The following is an 18,566-nucleotide window of genomic DNA, read 5'->3' on the forward strand; positions in this document are numbered from 1 at the left end:
TTAGAAGTAAGTAACAAAGGCACTACCTTTACCGAATAATCATTAGAGCTGATACTCAATCAGCAGGCGTTTATCGCGACGGCTATCCCGATTAAGAACCACAAAAGTGCAGCCCCTATTTATCACAATGGTTCAATTTAAAAGGTTATTGAGCGGTAATAGATGAGTTCATAACAGTTACAAGGGACATATCAACGATTAGAAACAGATAACAAACTTTCTGGAGAAATTATGGCAAATATACTTAAATATGGCGATACCGTAAAAATATTAAATAGTTTCAGAAACTGGGATGGTGGGTATCTTAGTGTATATGGAAAAAGCGGTATTTCAGATGGAAAATATACCGTGATAACCACCACTGAGGCAGGAACATTCTGGCGAATTGAATCAGGAACAGGTAAGCCTATCGGCAGTGAAGTTATTAACAACGATACTATTTTACTCCACAATCTTTATCAATGTGATGGCGGCTATTTAGCACATTATGCATTATCAAGTCAACAGGTTCCAGAAGGCGAAATATACCCGATACACACATCAGATAAAAATATCCGTCCAGAAACATTAGAGTGGATTATTTATTCTGACATGCCATCGATTGATGGAAAAATCAAAGAAGATGAAAGTATTACGCTATATAACCGATGGGGAACCCGAGGCTTTCTTGATACTAATGGTTGGGTTGGAGTCCCTAACACAGTATGCCATGTATACACTGCTGCTAATAACCTTCGTAAACCCTATACCGGCCTGTGGAAAATGGCACAAGTTAAAGATCCTTGCCTCCCGGTTACCAAACCCTCCAATTGCGCTGGAGAATGCGGCACTAGTGATGGCGGTAAATATTGTTTCCAATTACCTCAAAGTATTCGATTTGGCCTGATAGCTTATACTAATACAGCTATCCATCAACAAACAGTAAAAGTCTATATTGATGATCTTCTGGTAGATACATTCACTGGCAAAGGAATCGATACTAAAGCTTATACATCCGGTACAGGCAAAGTCTGTATTGAGATTATCGGGGATGGCAAACCTTGTAAACTCCGTTACTCCTATAATACTCTTGACGGAAAACCGGGAACAGTCACTATTGGTGCCGAAAGTGGTACCGAGGGCAATTACAACGATAGTGTGGTGGTATTGAATTGGCCACTGGTGAATTAGTTTAAAATACCCTATTAATTTCACCACAAAAAATCATTAATAAATTAAAGCGGTATTATGCCGCTTTTTATATGCAAGCATTATCAATCTAATATATTTTCAATCTGTTATTGTCAAAACACAAAAACAAATTAAATAGAAATATAAAACAGTGTTTTATACCTTCACTGCATAATATAAACCTTATCTCTTAGTATATATTTATATTTTTGCAGAAAAACAACATCATTAAATCAATAAATAATTTGTTAATATATAATATTGCCACGCCCCATCTTTTATATTAATTTTCACAGTGTAAATTTTTCTGTTTCTCCAAATAGTCTTAATATTATTATTACTATATTTTATCTATGAACAGAAAGTTTAACAAATATGCAGAATCAATCACAAACCTAAAAACCCTGAAGGATATATATTAATGAATCCATATGTCTATTTATTCCTTAATGCAGAGAACGCCAGATTTAATGACACATTAAATATACCAGATAAAAACTACCATCAACCTATCAGTAATGATTGGCCCGATCTTCCTATCGAATTTCACAAACATATTGACGATGTGATTAATTTAAATGGTTATTTATATTTTTTTAAAGGATCTCAATATCTTAAATTCAACATAGCAAAAGCAAAAGTAACTGATGGTCCAAAATTTATTGCAGATGGGTGGCCCGGATTGAAAGGAACCGAATTCGAAAATGGGATAGATGCGGCCATAGAATTAACAACAAGTAGCGTTTGTTTCTTTAAAGGCAGTGATTGCATTGATTATGCCGTAAACTCACACACAATTAAGCGAAAATCTATCTTAGACAGATGGGAAATAACAAAGAAATACCCAGCATTTAGTAAAAACCTGGATGCTGCTACATGGAGAAAAATTCATCAAGATAATCCTTTTATTGATTTCCTCAAAGAGGATCAGCATATCGGATTTTATCCACAATTACACACTCTTGCACATGAAATTGTTCCTGTTGCTCATTATACCGCAGGAGCCTTCAAAACAGCTCAAGCAGCAGTATTGATTGATACCGATTTATTAGGCAGTGACCGAGGAAATAACGGAGGCTGTAGCGGAACATGTGGTACTAATGACACGGGTAAACACTGTTTCCAATTACCTCAAAGTATTCGATTTGGCCTGACAGCCTATTCTAATACCGATATTCATCGGCAGACGGTAAAAGTCTATATTGACAATCTTCTGGTAGATACATTAACCGGCAAAGGAACAGATAATTTAATGGCGACTAAAGCCTATACATCCGGTACAGGCAAAATCTGTATTGAGATTGAAGGAGATGGCAAACCCTGCAAGCTCCGTTATGCTTATAATACCCTTGATGAAAAACCCGGGACAGCCACTATCGGTGCTGAAAACGGTACCAAGAATAATTACAATGACTGCGTTGTGATATTGAATTGGCCGCTAGTGTGAGTTAGAAACACCAGAGTAATCTCATCACAAAAAAATAGAACACTAAATTAAGGCGGTATTATGCCGCTTTTTACATAAAAACATTATATACCCGTTATCTTTCAAGTTGCCTCTTTGTTGGCTGCACTCATTCACCCCGGGAGCATCGATAACTATGTGACCGGGGTGAGCGAGCGCAGGCAGAAATGCTTGAGCAAACTTTTGGTGGTATTTGTTTCGTCTATAACGACTTAAACACGGTGCCCAATATTCATATTAAAGGGTGAAAATATTCTCAGACTAATTATTTAATTGTGGTGGTAGGGAATATTGACACGTTAAACGTTTGTAATGAGCAACGTAAGACTAAAACAATTTCATATTGATATGCTACTGTCAATGACGACAAGAATCACATTGCTTTAGCTAGATGAGTTTCAACTCATCAAAAAATGACCTTGTAGGAGAGATACAGTGAATAACCATTATGATGTTTTGATTATTGGCGCGGGTATTGCAGGCATTGGTACAGCATGTCATTTAACAAGGAAATGTCCTGATAAGAAGTTTATTATCTTAGAACGTCGCCAAACGATAGGTGGTACTTGGGATTTATTTCGCTATCCCGGCATTCGCTCAGATTCAGATATGATGAGCTATGGCTATACATTCCGCCCCTGGACAGACACCAGTGTTTTTGCAGATGGGCCTTCAATTCAAAGTTATATCCATGCAACGGCAAAAGAGTATGACATTGATAAGAAAATAGAGTTTGGGCTAAAAATTACTCATACTGACTGGTCAAATGCGACTCGCCAGTGGACCGTTACCGCGATTGACGAAATAAGTGGGGAAACCCGGCAATTTACTTGTTGTTTTCTCATCGCTGCAACAGGTTATTATAACTATGATGAACCTCATTTACCTAAATTCCCCGGCATTGAAGATTTCAAAGGCCCGGTAATTCACCCTCAACTCTGGCCTGAAGGGTTGGATTACAAAGGAAAGCAAGTTGTTGTCATTGGTAGTGGTGCAACAGCAGTGACTTTATTGCCTGCAATGGCAAATGATACTAAACATATCACGATGTTACAGCGCTCCCCCAGTTATATCTTTTCAATGCCTGAAAGGGATAAGATAGCAGAGTTTTGCAAAGGCATTATTCCACAGCGCTGGATTTACACATTGAGCAGAAAGCGCAATCTTTTTCTGTTTCGCTTAATTTATAAAATAAGTCGACATTTACCTACATTATTGAAATCGTTTTTACTGGCATTGGCTCGCAGGCGTGTCGGCCCAGATTTTGACATGAAGCACTTGACGCCAAAATATATGCCGTGGGATGAACGGCTCTGTCTTATTCCCAGCAATAACCTATTCAAGGTACTAAAAAAAGGTAAAGCCTCTATCGTTACTGACCATATTGAACGTATAACTGAAAACAGTATTTTATTAAAATCGGGCAAAGAATTACCCGCAGATATTATTGTTACCGCCACTGGGCTGAAATTACATTTTATTGGTGGAATTGAACTCTCTATTGATGGACAAAAGCAACAAAGTCATGATCGCATGCTTTATAAGGGAACGTTGATACAGAATATCCCTAATTTTGCCTGTCTATTTGGTTATATCAATAACGCCTGGACGTTGAAAGTTGATCTATCTGCGGATTATATCTGCCGTTTGTTGAATGAAATGGAACGTCGCGATGCTACCGTTGTAACACCACATGCTCAGCCGGGTGAGATGCAGGAGGACGAACATATTTTTGGCGCTTTGCGATCTGGTTATGTGAAACGTGCACAGGACTTGCTTCCTCGTCAGGGATATAGTCCAAATTGGCAGATTCCACATGATTACAAAAAAGATAAACAAGTTTTGGGACAGCCTGTAGATGATGCCGCGTTGAAATGGACATAATCGCCCGAAATTAATAATTATCTGAAATGGGGATAATCTACTTATCCCCAATACCATAAAACTAATGGCTCGTTATTACCCATCTCTTCGATAACCAAGAAAAAACCAGCCCAGATATCGCGCCAAAAATATGGCCTTCCGTTGAAATATTCGTTTGCCACGGTAACAAGCCAAACACAATCCCACCATAATATACAAACACGAGAATCGCAAAGAAGAAATCTTTTACTCTTCTCAGGAAAAAAGCGTTAGCCAGCAGCAATCCCCATAAACCAAAAATCCATCCGCTGGCACCAATATGAATAGCCGAACGTCCAAATAACCAAACTAATGTTCCGCCCACAAAGATAATAAACAAGCTGGCTATCACATAATAACGAATGGAGTGGGCCATCAATAACGCACTCAATACTAATAATGCGGGGAGATTGCTGAACAAATGCCCCCAGCTACCATGTAAGAATGGAGATAATGGAATACCAATTAACCCTTGAGCGTATCGGGGAATGATGCCGAAATGACTTAGTGCGCCACCGGTTAAAGTATCAAATAATTGGATTATGATCAGTATTGCTGCTAATCCTATTAGCATATGAAAGCGTTGTTTTAGCCCTGTTTTCACCGTGTTGTTGCCTTATGATTTATTGGAAATCAAAATGAACTTTGTCTCAATAAAGGTGTTATGGTCAAAGTTGACACTACGACAACCACTATATCCCGAAAGTTTGGAATTTAACAGTTTTGATGTAAAAACTAAATTCTATTTTGACACAACCAATTCGGTTTGGTGATAAAAAACAATCATAAATAACTTATATGGACACCCACTCTTTTTATTCTCTGCTATTCATGTAGGGGGATGAATTTAAAAACGTTTTCACTTTCTCAAGCAACTGCCACATATACTGACAGCCATGATTTCGTGTCACCGTTTCATGCAAGGATTGCCACAGACGCTCAATTTTATTCAGCCGGGGAGAATAAACAGGTAAAAACAATAGGTTAAATTTAGGATGACGGGCCAACCAATCACTGACCTGTCGGCTTTTATGGATACAGTAATTATCCAAAATCAATGTGAGAGTTTCAGCATGAAAATAATGTTTTTAGTTTTTCCTAGTATCACTATAGTTTCTGTTACCCTTTTAAATACCCGTCAGCTCTGCCCTTTGCCACACGATACCCATTTATACCCGTTATCTTTCAAGTTGCCTCTTTGTTGGCTGCACTCGCTCCCTATAAATAAGAACAAAAATGCCGATCTTGAATATCGGCATTTTGTTGTAAAAGAGAAGATGAATTTAATGCTTTAACATTTCAATTTTATCCCGGCTCAGTCCGGTACTGGTGACAATAATGTCCAAACTCACGCCATGCCGTAATAAGGCACGAGCCGTTTCCAGTTTACCTTCTTCTCGGCCTTCTTCTCGACCTAGCTCAATACCTTGCTTGATACCTCGCTCAAGCCCTTTTTGTTCAAGCTGTTCTGCAATAGTCATCAGCATCGTTTCATGCTCCGGAGATTGTTACTTCAGTCTGACCGGTTTCAGCTTCGCCGGGCAAACGTAAAAGTCCCTTGTATAGCCATCATCCTGAATAAGAACAAAAATGCCGATCTTAAATATCGGCATTTTACTGTGAAAGAGAAGATTAATTTAATGCTTTAACATTTCAATTTTATCCCGGCTCAGTCCGGTACTGGTGACAATAATGTCCAAACTCACGCCATGCCGTAATAAGGCACGAGCCGTTTCCAGTTTACCTTCCTCTCGGCCTTCTTCTCGACCTTCCTCTCGGCCTTCCTCTCGGCCTTCCTCTCTACCTTGCTTGATACCTCGCTCAAGCCCTTTTTGTTCAAGCTGTTCTGCAATAGTCATCAGCATCGTTTCATGCTCCGGAGATTGTTCAATCAGTTGATGGACAAATTGTAAGAGATCCAGCGTATGTCCATTCAGTAAAATATAGCGTAACACCACATTGAGCTGCTCGGTTGTATTATACCCTGCATTCAAGAGTTCCACCAATTGGAGGAGCCATTCCTGCATATCCCGGCAGCGAATATGTTTTTGCACCAGTTCCATCAGGGCTACCCCTTTATGTGTCAGGATCTCTTCATCGCTGAGCACACTGACGTCCACCAACGGAAACGCCTGACGGTATAAGCGAGCCGCCTGTTCGGGGAGCGTGAAACAATCCAGCCACCGGTTTGAGTAAGGATACGGCCGAATCTCACCATGATAAAACAGCAGAGGTGCCACCAACGGGAGTTCAGTATGGCCTTTTTTCAGGTGAGCCGCCATGGCTAACATGGCATAATACATCAGCCGCCAGGCCATTAACGGGTCAGGGGTGGACTGATGTTCAATCAGGCAATAGATATAGCCCTGTCCCCGGGCCGTTTCGACCGAGTACAACACATCACTGTGCAGTTGACGTAAATGCTCATCCACAAAACTGCCGGGCTCCAGTTTCAATGTAGCTAAGTCACACAACGACTGGATTTCTTCGGGCAGATAAAGGGATAGAAACTCTCTGGCCGTTTCAGGCTGCGTTAAAAAATATTTGAATAATCCGTCATGGTGAGGCCGTTTTTCTTTCTTTGCCACAATCTGTTTCTCTGTCTTATTAGTTAGTCATTACCATTTATAGTATTTCTACCAAGTTACAAAAAACATTGTCTCAGATTTCCTCAGGCAAATCTTTACCGAATGCATTAATAGAAGAGCCTAAAGAATCAAATATCAGAAAAGGAAAAACGAGAAAATATTATATTTACAACAATTACTTTATGAAAGCTATTCATTTAAATCAGTTTTTAACTTGCATTCGCATAATAATAACCATCTTATCAAAATATCGATTACTTATATTTCCATTAATCTTGGATGTTAAGATCGCAAAAATTTAACTGAGTTACCTTCAGATAATCTATTATTTTTAAATGCTATTGAGATGGTACGAGACTTCTTACAATCAATCTGAGGATTTCTACGACTTTGGTTATCATCAAAAACTCAGATAGTATCTAAGGTACTTTAATTCACTATTTCAAGCAAAACTCAAGTTAACTATTTATTATGGAATATATGACAAACGGACATTAAAATAATCAAATGTTTGTTATTTAATTGCCTGGAATTAATTGTAGAAGCGGAAGTAAAGTGACTTACCGCTTCACATTTCAACTTATCCTAACTTATCTATATTACTTCAATTATCATATTGATCTATTATACCCGTTATCTTTCAAATTGCCTCTTTGTTGGCTGCGCTCACTCACCCCGGTCACATAGTTACCTATGCTCCCGGGGATTCACTCCCTTGCCGTCGCGATGCATCTTGAAATCCATAGGGTATAGCATTCATCGATCTGGATATCGTATCTACAATCGTTCTGGTTGTTTGATCTATTTCATAATTAAGTAAATCATTAACTTTAATATTACCAAGATTAGTCGCCCTTAAAGTTTCTGGAATTAAATTCAACTCTATGGTTTTCTCTTCTTCATTTATACCATTTATTGTTAAACTACAGCCATGCAACCCAATAAATCCTTTATGGAAAAAGTATTTTATATTATCGCCAGGGATATTAATCACTAATCGATAAGTTTCACCCGTTTTAATAAAATCAACAACTTCTGCTGCGCCTTCAATATGTCCATATAAACTATGACCACCATTCTCTTTATTCATTTGATGTGATCTTTCAATATTAACTTCATCCCCCACATTTAAAAACTTTAACGTGGTCACATCAGCCGTAAAATCTGATATATCAAACCAGACGATATCGTTTTTAAATTGGGTGACAGTCAAGCACGTACCATTAATCGCAACACTAGCCCCCACAGAAACATCATCAAAAAAATGGTTATTATTACTGACGGTCAATGTACTAAATCCCTCTTTTTTCTCAAGAGATAATACCTTTTCTTTTCCTTGCACAATTCCAGTATACATAATCACCCTCTTTTATTTATATTAAGTAGAAATGCCCTTGTTACATTAATAAAGTTTTATTAGCTCTATTAACCACATTTTCCTACCCCATATTTACAAAATATCTTTTATACCCGTTATCTTTCAAGTTGCCTCTTTGTTGGCTACACTCTCTCACCCCGGTCACATCGTTATCTATGCTCCCGAGGATTCGCTCCCTTGCCGTCGCAATCCATCTTGAAATCCATTGGGTATATATACTTAATTTAAATCAAAATTTTAATAACACATTTATAAAGCCAAAAAACTACTTTACCCTATAATTTTTAATTATATCAAGCTTTTTGTGAAATGGATGATTTTTTACTATTAAATTGACAATTATCAAACATGAACAAAAATAGAGTCAAAGATTATTTTTCTAACTTATGGAAACACTTTACTTTGAATATTTATTATTTAATTAAAAAAATATAACAATAAAATTGTCAGACAAAAAATTATAATTTACAACATTTAATTCATAATCTCTTTTTTATTATAAATAAATCAAACGAATTATCATTTTAAACATTTATTATATTTTTATTCCATGAAAGATAATTACTCAAGATAAATATTAAAAAAGATATTTTATCTCTATATTTTAAAAACAAAGCAATAATTATTTAAAGTCGAAAATGGTTTTGATTATACCAAAACAGGCACCCATTTATTATTGTTATTTATCATGGTTATTCCCCATTAAAAATCAGAATTAATTAAGAAAAATAAATTATATATTTAAGTTAACTAAAATATAATTACACAAATATTTTCATAAAACCATTAATTAACAATGTTTTCCCAATAACCAAAACAAAGTTGAATAAACAACCTATCGTTAATTAAATAATCAACATATTACTAACACCGAAAAATCACCAAGGTTAAAATAATTTTATCTTTCTACTCCCTCCACCTTTCATCAATAAAATCAAATATCCCTTTGACAAAACCGTCTTATTAGATCAATGTTAGCAACCACCAGCCCGATACCGTATGAGAAAGGGAACCTTCGTGTTACTTGCCACAAAAATCCATAATACGAAAAACTACGCCCGGCTTTTTTTCACCTTAAAGCCCTCTTTCCCATTTTCCTGTACCGCTTATCTGGCAATGACTTGGCGTTGGATCGGCACCCGATTAAAGAAAAGCGGATTACCTGCAATGCTATTATTGCTGTCGGCAATCAATCAAGCTCAAGCCGGTCATTTTGTTAATTTTCAATCGATTGATACCAGCCTTTATATGCAATTTGAAAATCGGGTCGATCCCAGAAAAACCATTTCACCGATTTTAGAGGCTTTCGGCGACTACAGTATCGGCGATATGTATGTCTATAGTATTTGGCAAAATTCGCTGCAAAGTGATTACCAAGGTGACAAAAGCACCTACTATTATAAATTTGTCCCTAGAGTGAGCTTGAGTAAAGTCACTGGGAATGACATCTCTTTTGGGCCGGTAAAAGATATTCTGTTCGCTCAATGGGTTGCCAAAACTAAAGGTATAGATTACGACTATTTCCCCGGTATCAGTATCGACTGGCAAGCTAGTTGGATTAGCTGGTTACGTACAATTTTTTATTTTGAGAATAATGCCAAAGGAAGCTGGAATGATCAGCGAATCCATATCGACTACGGAATTCCCTTCAATAACCGTTTAGGTGATTTCCGTGTTGTCGGTACTTTTGATTATACCTTAGGTTTGCATGGGCAACCTGAAACTATCGATTTCAAACCAGAATTGCACTATGATTTAGGAAAACGCCTTGGCAATCAACCCGGTCATTTATGGACTGGCATTGTCCTGAACCCAATAAAAAATAAATACAAAATAAGAGATACCCCTTATTATCGAACGGATCAATTTAGTTATGGGGTCTTTATTCGATATAGTTTTTTCTGATATCGGAATAAAATATCAGAAATTTTCTGATGGCCTTTATCCTGATGGAGTCAAAATGCCCACTCAACATGACCAGTTCGGACGTACTTATCAGTGGCTCCTACTGATACTTTTGGGTTTAGTTTATTTTCTGGTCACCGCAACCACATTTACTTCGCTAGGTGTTGTATTACCTAGCATGATCAAGGAATTACACTGGAGTTGGACGGATGCCGGTTTGGGGTTCACTTTACTGGGCTTGTCATGTGGGCTGTCCAGTTACCTTCCAGCGATGTTTATTCGTCGTACCGGCGTCCGCGCTACCTTAATTATCGGTACGCTTACCTTTATCACCAGTTTTTATATCCTCTATAACACCCACAGTATCGCGGCCTATTTTACCGGTACCACCCTACTAGGGATCGGCTTTAGTCTTATGGCAACGGTTCCCGGCACTTATGTCATTAGCCGACTTTTTAAAAAGCAGTCGTTGGCTTTTGGTATCTATTTCACTATCGGGGGATTAGGAGGCGTGGTCGGTCCGTGGATCTATTTCCTGGCAACCGTATTTTGGGAAAACTGGCGTATGCACTGGGCAATTTCCGGGATATCACTCACCCTGATTAGTCTATTAACCATTTTATTTATGCGCGAAGGTAAAAAGGAAAACGCCCACGCTGAAAGAATTAGCAAAAATCAACAAGACCAGCTCCCCACCAGTATCTATCGCACCAAGGAAATATGGAATGTCCGGCAGGCGCTGCACACTTGGCAATTTTATGCCATTGCCGCCGCTTATACCTCTTTTTTACTGTGTGGGATAACCGTTAATAGCTTCGCTGTCGCCCATATTACTGAAAACGGGTTCAGTGAGTCTGTTGCCGCCTCCTCGCTCAGTATCTTGGCTTTTATCAATGCATTCTCACGATTTGCAGGAGGCGCTGTTGGTGAATGGCTCGATCCCAAAAAATTGCTTATCGGTAGTCTGTCGATAATTATCTGCGGCCTTATCGCACTCAGTGCCACCACTTCATGGACATTTTTAATCCTGTTCACGTTGTGTATTGGCATCGGTTATGGCATGACTTTTCTGGCATCCAGTATTTTACTGTTCAATTATTTTGGGCGCACGCCTTATCTGGAACTGTTCTCAGTGATGAATCTGATCTCTACTACCGCCTGTATCGCCCCTTTTCTGGTGGGAGCAATTAAAGATTATTCAGGTAGTTTTACACCGGCATTTCTCATTATCGCCATACCGGTGCTAACTATTCTGATTATCACATTCATAATGCAACCACCGTTACAAATCGTGAAGAAATGTTCTGATAACAGCACATTACTTAACTGAATTTAGAAATAAAATGAACCTATAAGATATTCCTTACCACAGACAAACAAGGAATTCATCATGGCAAAAAAAGAATTCGGTGTATTTCTACCCATAGCTAAAGGTGGATGGATTATTTCTAAAAACACACCACCACTTGATGCTTCTTATCAGCAAAACCGTGAAGCAGCTATTCTGGCTGATCAAATTGGTTTGGATTTCATCATGTCAATGAGCAAATGGCGTGGCTTTGGTGGCGAAACGGAACATTGGGGCTGTTCGTTGGAATCCCTTACGATGATGGCAGGTATTGCCGAAGTGACTCATCATGCTCGGCTTATCGCAACCATGCACGCCGGGCTGCATAATCCTGCCGTGACAGCCAAAATGATTGCGACATTGGATCAAATTAGTCATGGGCGCGCCGGGCTGAATATTGTCTCTGGCTCATTCAAAGACGAATTTGAACAGATGGGGGAATGGGATAACAATTTAGATCACGATCAACGTTACGCAATGACCGAAGAGTGGACCCAATTGATCAAACGGCTTTGGAGTGAGAAGCAGGTTAATCATCAGGGAGATTACTTTAATTTCAAGAATTGTGTTTCTGAACCTAAACCTGTTTCCGTTCCGCGCCCTTATTTGGTCTGTGCCGGTCAATCAGAATGTGGGCTACGTTTTAGTGTGCGTAACACCGATGTGTGTTTCATTGGTGGTAAAGATGAAGAAGAAACGCGACAAATTAGTCTGATGGCTAAACGTCTTGCAGCCGAATACGGCACAACCACCAAAACCTTTTGTATGTGTACGATTATTTGCGCTGAAACAGATGAAGAAGCTAAAACGCTGGCCGAGTTCTATCGTGATGGCTTGGATATAGACGCAGTTAAAAGCATGATGCACAGTTTTGGCGTCGATGTTGGCGAAAAAAGCAATGCGATGGTTGAAAGATCCCAAAACGCTTTTATGACCCACACCGCTATCGGCAACCCGGAAACGTGCCGCCAACAATTATCAGATTTGCTGCGTGAATGCGAACTGGACGGAGTTATGTTGATCTTCCCTGATTATGTTCAGGGGTTGACCACTTTCGGCGAGAAAATCTTGCCACAACTTAGAGCTGAATTTATCTATACCCAATAGATTTCAAGATGCATCGCGACGGCAAGGGAGTGAATCCCCGGGAGCATAGATAACGATGTGACCGGGGTGAGAGAGTGCAGCCAACATGCAGCCAACAAAGAGGCAACTTGAAAGATGACGGATATAAACAACGATAATAGGCCAATAAGCCAGGGAATGGATTCTCCACATCTCGACGAGCGATTACCCATTCCCTAAACGTCTGCAAATATCGCCCTTTTACCCCTGAACTCGCCGGTGTAATCCCGTACCCCGTAATAACCGAAGCCCCAACCCACTCCCACACAATGAAAGTAACAAGCTGCTGATTATTGGTAATAACAGCCACATCTGCCATTCTGGTTGCCACGGAAAATCAAATACCTTGGTCTGTAATAACCAGAGCGCAACCTCAGCCCCTAATGCCGCAGTAAAACCCGCCATTAATCCAAGCAAAGCAAATTCATACCAAAGCGTACGACGCAGTAACTGTTTACTGGCTCCCAAAGTGCGATAAACCACTAATTCAAGTTGCCGTTGATGCATCCCTACCTGAACCTGAGCCAATAGCAGTAATGCGCCACAAACCATGACCAATCCAACCATGACTTCCAATGCCTTACTTACCTGCTGCAAAATACCCTGAATTTGCTTAATCATCACGCCGGTATCAAGTAGGCTCAACGTCGGAAACTGACGATTAAGATCCGTCAGAAGGCGACCCTCTCCCTCATAATGGAAACTGGTCAACCAAGTTTGCTGCTGATTTTCTAATGCTTGTTTCGGGAAAATAAACAAAAAATTTGGCCGCAAACTTTCCCAATCCACCAGTCGAATACTGCTAACGATGGCACTGAATTGCTGCGTGTCACCACTGAATGTCAGCTTATCGCCGATTTTGATTGCCAAACGCTCAGCAAGCCCTTGCTCGATAGAAACCTCGTCCTTCTTTAGCGGCCAGTGACCTTCCACCAAGGTATTAAACGGGGGTAACTCCTCTTTCCATGTCAGGTTCAATTCCCGCTGTACCGTGTTGCTATCCGATTCTCTGGCCTCTGCCCACGCGATAGCTGACTGACCATTAATTTCCGTCAAGCGAGCCAATACCACCGGATAGAATGCCGTAGGTTTAACCTGATACTGAGCCAGCAAATGTTCTACTTGTGGAATTTGCTGTCCAGTCATATTAATCAGAAAATAGTTTGGACTATCTGGTGGCAATTGGTGCTGCCAACGGTCAAGCAAGTCTCCCCGGACCACCAGCAACAAAGCAAATAACATAAATGATAAAGAAAAAGCCGCCAATTGAGCTACTGTTTGAAACGGCTGCCGCAGTAGTCGATTAACCGCCAGACGAAAACTGAGTTGGCGAAGTTTCAAATGACGTAATAACCACAATCCTCCCCAACCAAACACCGCCAGTAATAGCGCAACCATCATCATGCCTGCAAGTAACGCCCATAACATGGGCTTGGTGCCAACTAACAGACTCAGCCCACTAATGACCACCAATACCGCCAACGGCAAGTAATAACGTAACGGCCAGATAGGCGCGATAATATCATTACGCAGCACTCGTGATGGTTGGGTTGCCATTAACTGCTTATACGGACGTATTCCCACCAGTAAGGCGATAACAGATAACGCACCTAACGCCCATATCCACGGCCAGAATCCTGCTACTGGTAAGGTCTTCGGCAACATAGGGGCCAAAATCTGCACGAGCAGATATTCAAACATCAATCCCAGAAGCGTTCCCACCAGCGCCGCCGCAATTAATATCACCAGCCATTGACCAATCACCCATTTACGCAACGCCCAACGCCCCGCACCCAATGTTTTAAGCACAGCAATCAAATCATGGCGGCTACGGCAATAGTGAGTCATTGATACTGCTACCGCGGCGACAGCGAGTAATAATGTCAGTAAAGCCGATAACAACAAGAATTGTTGTGCCCTTTCAATCGTTTTTTCCAGCGCCCCGCTGTCCTGTTTCAAGGTATACCAGCGCTGATCAGCTTTAAGTTGGGGATCAATGAGCTGCTGATACTGATAAACTGCTTCTTTATCACCCGAAAACATATAACGATAAGTCAGGCGGCTACCCGGCTGAATCGCCCCGGTAGATGGCGCATCATCAAGATTGATCAAAATCCTTGGTGCAATCTGAAAGGGATTGAAACCACTGTCCGGTTCCTGAATTAATTCTCCACTCACCTTAAGCGTGGTATCACCCACATCGAGATTATCGCCAACTTTGATTTTCAACAATTCAAGCAAGCGAGGTGCAACCAGCACTGTGCCTTTTTCCGCTTTCAAACCCGGTGGATGGGTTTCCAGTTCACCATATAACGGGTAATGACTGTCTGCGGCTTTTACATTCGCAAGTTGAGGAATGTCCCCAGCATAAGTCATTGTGGTGAAAGAGAGTTGGCGACTTAATTTTAATCCCCGTTTTTTCGCCTGCTGTAGCCATTCTTCATCTACCGGATAAGCAGCACGCAGGACTAAATCACCCGCCAAAAAATCCCGACTCTGGTAATGAACACTTTGATCAATGCGATCACTAATCCTTCCTAAGGCCAGCACACAAGCTACCGCCAAGGTAAGAGATAACCAGACAATCAATAAAGAAGGTGTGCGCCACTCGCGCCAAAACCAACGCCAAATCATCTTTCTTCCCTCAATTTTCCATCAACCAACCGCAAGCAACGTTGACAACGGGCCGCAAGCTGGCTGTCATGAGTGACCAAAATTAATGTTGTGGCATAATCACGATTCAGAGAAAACAGTAAATCAGCAATACGATCACCGGTTTGCCGATCCAGATTACCTGTTGGCTCATCAGCAAACAGAATTTTGGGTTGGCTGCTGAATGCCCGTGCCAATGCCACTCTCTGTTGTTCACCGCCAGAAAGTTGTGCTGGCATATGTTTCAAACGCTTCCCCAATCCCAGTTGTTCAAGCAATTCAACCGCCTGTTTCCTACTACTATTTTCAGACTCACCACGTAATAAGGCAGGAAGCTGGACATTCTCTAATGCGTTTAATGTCGGAATTAACATAAAGGACTGAAAGACAAAACCAACACTTTCAGCCCGGAGTTGCGCCCGCTGCTCTTCATTCATCTGGCTTAAATTATGCCCTAACAGCCGAACCTCACCGTCACTGCCATCATCTAACCCGGCAATAATGCCAAGCAATGTGGATTTACCCGAACCCGACTCTCCCACCAAAGCGATAGTCTGTGCCGACTCGACAACCAACTCAACTCCCTGCAATATAGTGATCTTATGTCCTCCCTGACCAACGTGCTTACTGAGATGCTGAACTTCAAGAATATTCCCCGTTACCATTTACTTTTCCTTTTACTGATGGTGCTATTTAGCGCCAGAGCGACTGCGGCTGATACCCTTCTGATTCTCGGTGATAGCCTTAGTGCCGGTTACCATCTGCCTATTGAGCAGTCATGGCCTGCTTTGATGGAAAAAAAGTGGCAAAAATCCGGCAATAAAATCACGGTCATCAACGGCAGCATCAGCGGCAACACCGCCGCTCAGGGCCTTGAGCGGCTACCTGAATTACTTAAACAACATAAACCCCGTTGGGTACTGATAGAGCTGGGTGCCAACGATGGATTACGCGGTTTTCCTCCACAACACACCGAACAAGATCTACAACAGATCATTACTTTAGTGAAACAAGCCAATATTCAGCCTTTATTGATGCAGATCCGTCTACCACCAAACTATGGGCGCCGTTATACCGAGTCTTTTGCCAAGATTTACCCCAAACTGGCAGAACATAATCAAATTCCCCTGCTCCCGTTTTATATGGAGCAAGTCGCCATTAAACCGGAGTGGGTGCAACAAGATGGGTTACATCCTAATCTGGCAGCCCAACCATTTATCGCCGATTGGATGTCTGACACACTATCAGCACATCTTAATTATTCTTAAGTAGTAAACTATTAGTTTCAACAAATTGATGTCTATAAGCAGGTAAAGTTATGCAAAAGTCAGTTCTTATCACAGGCTGTTCCAGTGGAATTGGTCTGGTGGCGGCCAAAACACTACATCAGCGGGGCTACAGAGTATTAGCAGCCTGCCGGAAACCCGCAGATTTACAGCATATGCGCGAATTAGGACTGGAACCTATCGAATTGGATCTTGATGACAAAATGAGTGTTGAACGTGCCGCCGCCGAGGTCATCAAGCTAACCAATGGCCGTCTTTACGGGCTGTTTAATAATGGCGGCTTTGGTATTTATGGCCCACTCAATACTATCAGTCGTGAACAACTGGAACGGCAATTCTCTACTAATCTATTTGGTACACATCAACTTACCTGCTTATTACTTCCCGCAATGCAACTTCATGGTGAAGGCCGTATTATTCAAACCAGTTCAGTTATGGGACTGATTTCAACCCCAGGCCGTGGTGCTTACTCTGCCAGTAAATATGCCTTGGAAGCATGGTCAGATGCGCTAAGAATGGAATTAGCCGGCACAGGAATTAAAGCCTGTTTGATTGTTCCTGGCCCGATAAAAACACGTTTTTCAGAAAACGTGAATCAAACGCAAAGCGATAAACCTGTCAAAAACCCCAGGATCGCCCGTCACTTTACCCTGACTCCCGAAGCCGTTGTGAATAAACTAATTCATGCTCTGGAAAGTCCGAATCCTAAATTACGTTACCCAGTGACTTGGGTAACCCATGCAGTCGCTATTATGCGCCGGATTTTACCAGGAAGAGTAATGGATAAAATACTGAGCAAACAAAGTGGTACAACTTGAAAGTTAAGAAAATAACCTCAATCTATTTAATCGTACCCTGCGATAACCAAATTTAAGAGACTAATTATATGTTACCGACCTCTATTGGAATTAATGTTAACGAAAGCAACCTCCATCAAATCGTTGAACAGTCTATGACTGTACCTGTTTTATTTTATTTCTGGTCCGAACGTAGCCCCCATTGCCAAGAATTAAGCGTAACACTGGATAAACTGGCCGCAGAATATGCGGATCAATTCATATTGGCAAAAGTGGATTGCGATAAAGAGCAAATGGTCGCCGCACAATTTGGTTTACGCGCCATTCCTACGGTTTATATTATGCAACAAGGTCAACCCGTAGATGGTTTTCAGGGGCCACAACCTGAAAACGTTATCAGAGAGATGCTGACTCGCGTATTACCGAAGCCGGAAGAGTTGAAAGCCGCTCAGGCGGAAGAACTTATCGCCGAAGGAAAACATCAGGAAGCACTACCGTTATTGAAAGAAGCCTGGCAATTAGCGCCCAAAAACAGTGCAATTGCACTTATGTTGACCAAAGTGCAAATTATGCTCAATAATATAGAGGAAGCCCAGGAAATTCTGAATCTTATTCCATTACAGGATCAAGATACTCATTATCACAGTTTACTGGCTCAAATTGAGTTACAAAAGCAAGCGGCGGATACACCAGAGATCCAACAATTGCAGCAAGAATTCGCCATTCAACCGGAGAATGCCGAGCTAGCTGTTAAGCTCGCGCTGAAACTGCACGAAGTCAGCCGTAATGAAGAAGCTCTGGAATTATTACTCAGCTTCCTAAAAAAGGACCTTTCTGCTGCCAACGGGGCGGTACGGAAAACAATGATGGATATTATGTCTGCAATGGGGACCGGTAATACCTTGGCTTCGAAATACCGTCGCCAAGTTTACTCACTGCTTTACTGATTT

At 40.9% G+C, this 18,566-nt stretch carries 15 protein-coding genes and 1 pseudogene; 9 read left to right on the forward strand and 7 right to left on the reverse strand.

The window, feature by feature from the left end; all coding sequences use genetic code 11:
* The first annotated feature begins 231 nt into the window (after window positions 1-231).
* From AACQ38_RS00665 to AACQ38_RS00675, 3 genes are all read left to right on the forward strand, one after another.
* Window positions 232-1,170: a fucose-binding lectin II gene (locus AACQ38_RS00665; protein WP_165577179.1), complete on the forward strand. Its 939-nt coding sequence runs from the start codon at window positions 232-234 to the stop codon at window positions 1,168-1,170.
* 421 nt (window positions 1,171-1,591) lie between these two features.
* Window positions 1,592-2,617 carry a fucose-binding lectin II gene (locus tag AACQ38_RS00670; protein ID WP_165577180.1) on the forward strand — a complete coding sequence of 342 codons (1,026 nt, stop codon included), beginning with the start codon at window positions 1,592-1,594 and terminating at the stop codon, window positions 2,615-2,617.
* A 453-nt stretch (window positions 2,618-3,070) separates the two neighbouring features.
* Complete coding sequence (locus AACQ38_RS00675) at window positions 3,071-4,519, forward strand: NAD(P)-binding domain-containing protein (protein ID WP_165577181.1); 1,449 nt, start codon at window positions 3,071-3,073, stop codon at window positions 4,517-4,519.
* Between the two features lie 61 nt (window positions 4,520-4,580).
* Here the strand turns inward: AACQ38_RS00675 and AACQ38_RS00680 are convergent, their stop codons facing one another.
* The 5 genes and pseudogenes from AACQ38_RS00680 to AACQ38_RS00700 all read right to left on the reverse strand — a co-directional run bounded on the left by AACQ38_RS00680 (window position 4,581) and on the right by AACQ38_RS00700 (window position 8,482).
* Entirely contained in the window at window positions 4,581-5,141 is a 561-nt protein-coding gene (locus AACQ38_RS00680; RefSeq protein ID WP_011148334.1) for a rhomboid family intramembrane serine protease, read from the reverse strand.
* A gap of 211 nt (window positions 5,142-5,352) precedes the next feature.
* Window positions 5,353-5,625: pseudogene (locus AACQ38_RS00685) on the reverse strand (transposase); the annotation flags it as partial.
* A gap of 195 nt (window positions 5,626-5,820) precedes the next feature.
* The gene (locus AACQ38_RS00690) at window positions 5,821-6,024 is read right to left on the reverse strand and encodes a hypothetical protein (protein ID WP_049789802.1); all 204 of its coding nucleotides are present in this window, start codon (window positions 6,022-6,024) and stop codon (window positions 5,821-5,823) included.
* Between the two features lie 150 nt (window positions 6,025-6,174).
* Window positions 6,175-7,125 (reverse strand): Rpn family recombination-promoting nuclease/putative transposase, encoded by a 951-nt coding sequence (locus AACQ38_RS00695; protein ID WP_165577182.1) that lies wholly within the window; start codon window positions 7,123-7,125, stop codon window positions 6,175-6,177.
* A 691-nt stretch (window positions 7,126-7,816) separates the two neighbouring features.
* The gene (locus tag AACQ38_RS00700) at window positions 7,817-8,482 is read right to left on the reverse strand and encodes a riboflavin synthase (protein ID WP_011147951.1); all 666 of its coding nucleotides are present in this window, start codon (window positions 8,480-8,482) and stop codon (window positions 7,817-7,819) included.
* Between the two features lie 1,038 nt (window positions 8,483-9,520).
* On the opposite strand from AACQ38_RS00700, the gene AACQ38_RS00705 reads away from it, so the two are divergent.
* From AACQ38_RS00705 to AACQ38_RS00715, 3 genes are read left to right on the forward strand one after another with little or no spacing between them, the layout of a single operon-like run.
* Complete coding sequence (locus tag AACQ38_RS00705; RefSeq protein ID WP_339367016.1) at window positions 9,521-10,408, forward strand: outer membrane protein OmpK; 888 nt, start codon at window positions 9,521-9,523, stop codon at window positions 10,406-10,408.
* Window positions 10,409-10,463: 55 nt separating this feature from the next.
* Window positions 10,464-11,738 (forward strand): MFS transporter, encoded by a 1,275-nt coding sequence (locus AACQ38_RS00710; protein WP_011147953.1) that lies wholly within the window; start codon window positions 10,464-10,466, stop codon window positions 11,736-11,738.
* A 60-nt stretch (window positions 11,739-11,798) separates the two neighbouring features.
* Complete coding sequence (locus AACQ38_RS00715; protein WP_165577184.1) at window positions 11,799-12,863, forward strand: LLM class flavin-dependent oxidoreductase; 1,065 nt, start codon at window positions 11,799-11,801, stop codon at window positions 12,861-12,863.
* Window positions 12,864-13,082: 219 nt separating this feature from the next.
* Here AACQ38_RS00715 and ybbP read toward each other — a convergent pair whose 3' ends face one another.
* Window positions 13,083-15,515, reverse strand: coding sequence for a putative ABC transporter permease subunit YbbP (ybbP, locus tag AACQ38_RS00720; protein WP_165577186.1), 2,433 nt, complete (start codon window positions 15,513-15,515; stop codon window positions 13,083-13,085).
* Window positions 15,512-16,198 (reverse strand): putative ABC transporter ATP-binding protein YbbA, encoded by a 687-nt coding sequence (gene ybbA, locus AACQ38_RS00725; protein ID WP_011147956.1) that lies wholly within the window; start codon window positions 16,196-16,198, stop codon window positions 15,512-15,514. Before ybbA ends, ybbP begins: the two co-directional genes overlap by 4 nt.
* On the opposite strand from ybbA, the gene tesA reads away from it, so the two are divergent.
* From tesA to AACQ38_RS00740, 3 genes are all read left to right on the forward strand, one after another.
* On the forward strand, window positions 16,169-16,801 hold the full coding sequence (gene tesA, locus AACQ38_RS00730) for a multifunctional acyl-CoA thioesterase I/protease I/lysophospholipase L1 (protein WP_207631754.1): 633 nt from the start codon (window positions 16,169-16,171) through the stop codon (window positions 16,799-16,801). The two genes, ybbA and tesA, sit on opposite strands and share 30 nt — an antisense overlap.
* Window positions 16,802-16,851: 50 nt before the next feature.
* Window positions 16,852-17,637 (forward strand): SDR family oxidoreductase, encoded by a 786-nt coding sequence (locus AACQ38_RS00735; RefSeq protein ID WP_011147958.1) that lies wholly within the window; start codon window positions 16,852-16,854, stop codon window positions 17,635-17,637.
* A gap of 68 nt (window positions 17,638-17,705) precedes the next feature.
* Window positions 17,706-18,563: a co-chaperone YbbN gene (locus AACQ38_RS00740; RefSeq protein ID WP_058588449.1), complete on the forward strand. Its 858-nt coding sequence runs from the start codon at window positions 17,706-17,708 to the stop codon at window positions 18,561-18,563.
* Window positions 18,564-18,566 lie beyond the last annotated feature (3 nt).

It is taken from the genome of Photorhabdus sp. RW14-46 (assembly GCF_963887965.1).
GTDB lineage: Bacteria > Pseudomonadota > Gammaproteobacteria > Enterobacterales > Enterobacteriaceae > Photorhabdus > Photorhabdus laumondii.

What these genes read in the sequence shown, in the direction of transcription:
- AACQ38_RS00665 (WP_165577179.1), top strand. Translation starts at nt 232, where the DNA reads ATGGCAAATATACTTAAATATGGCGATACCGTAAAAATATTAAATAGT.
- AACQ38_RS00670 (WP_165577180.1), top strand. Translation starts at nt 1,592, where the DNA reads ATGAATCCATATGTCTATTTATTCCTTAATGCAGAGAACGCCAGATTT.
- AACQ38_RS00690 (WP_049789802.1), bottom strand. Translation starts at nt 6,024, where the DNA reads ATGCTGATGACTATTGCAGAACAGCTTGAACAAAAAGGGCTTGAGCGA.
- AACQ38_RS00700 (WP_011147951.1), bottom strand. Translation starts at nt 8,482, where the DNA reads ATGTATACTGGAATTGTGCAAGGAAAAGAAAAGGTATTATCTCTTGAG.
- AACQ38_RS00710 (WP_011147953.1), top strand. Translation starts at nt 10,464, where the DNA reads ATGCCCACTCAACATGACCAGTTCGGACGTACTTATCAGTGGCTCCTA.
- AACQ38_RS00715 (WP_165577184.1), top strand. Translation starts at nt 11,799, where the DNA reads ATGGCAAAAAAAGAATTCGGTGTATTTCTACCCATAGCTAAAGGTGGA.
- ybbP (WP_165577186.1), bottom strand. Translation starts at nt 15,515, where the DNA reads ATGATTTGGCGTTGGTTTTGGCGCGAGTGGCGCACACCTTCTTTATTG.
- ybbA (WP_011147956.1), bottom strand. Translation starts at nt 16,198, where the DNA reads ATGGTAACGGGGAATATTCTTGAAGTTCAGCATCTCAGTAAGCACGTT.
- AACQ38_RS00735 (WP_011147958.1), top strand. Translation starts at nt 16,852, where the DNA reads ATGCAAAAGTCAGTTCTTATCACAGGCTGTTCCAGTGGAATTGGTCTG.
- AACQ38_RS00740 (WP_058588449.1), top strand. Translation starts at nt 17,706, where the DNA reads ATGTTACCGACCTCTATTGGAATTAATGTTAACGAAAGCAACCTCCAT.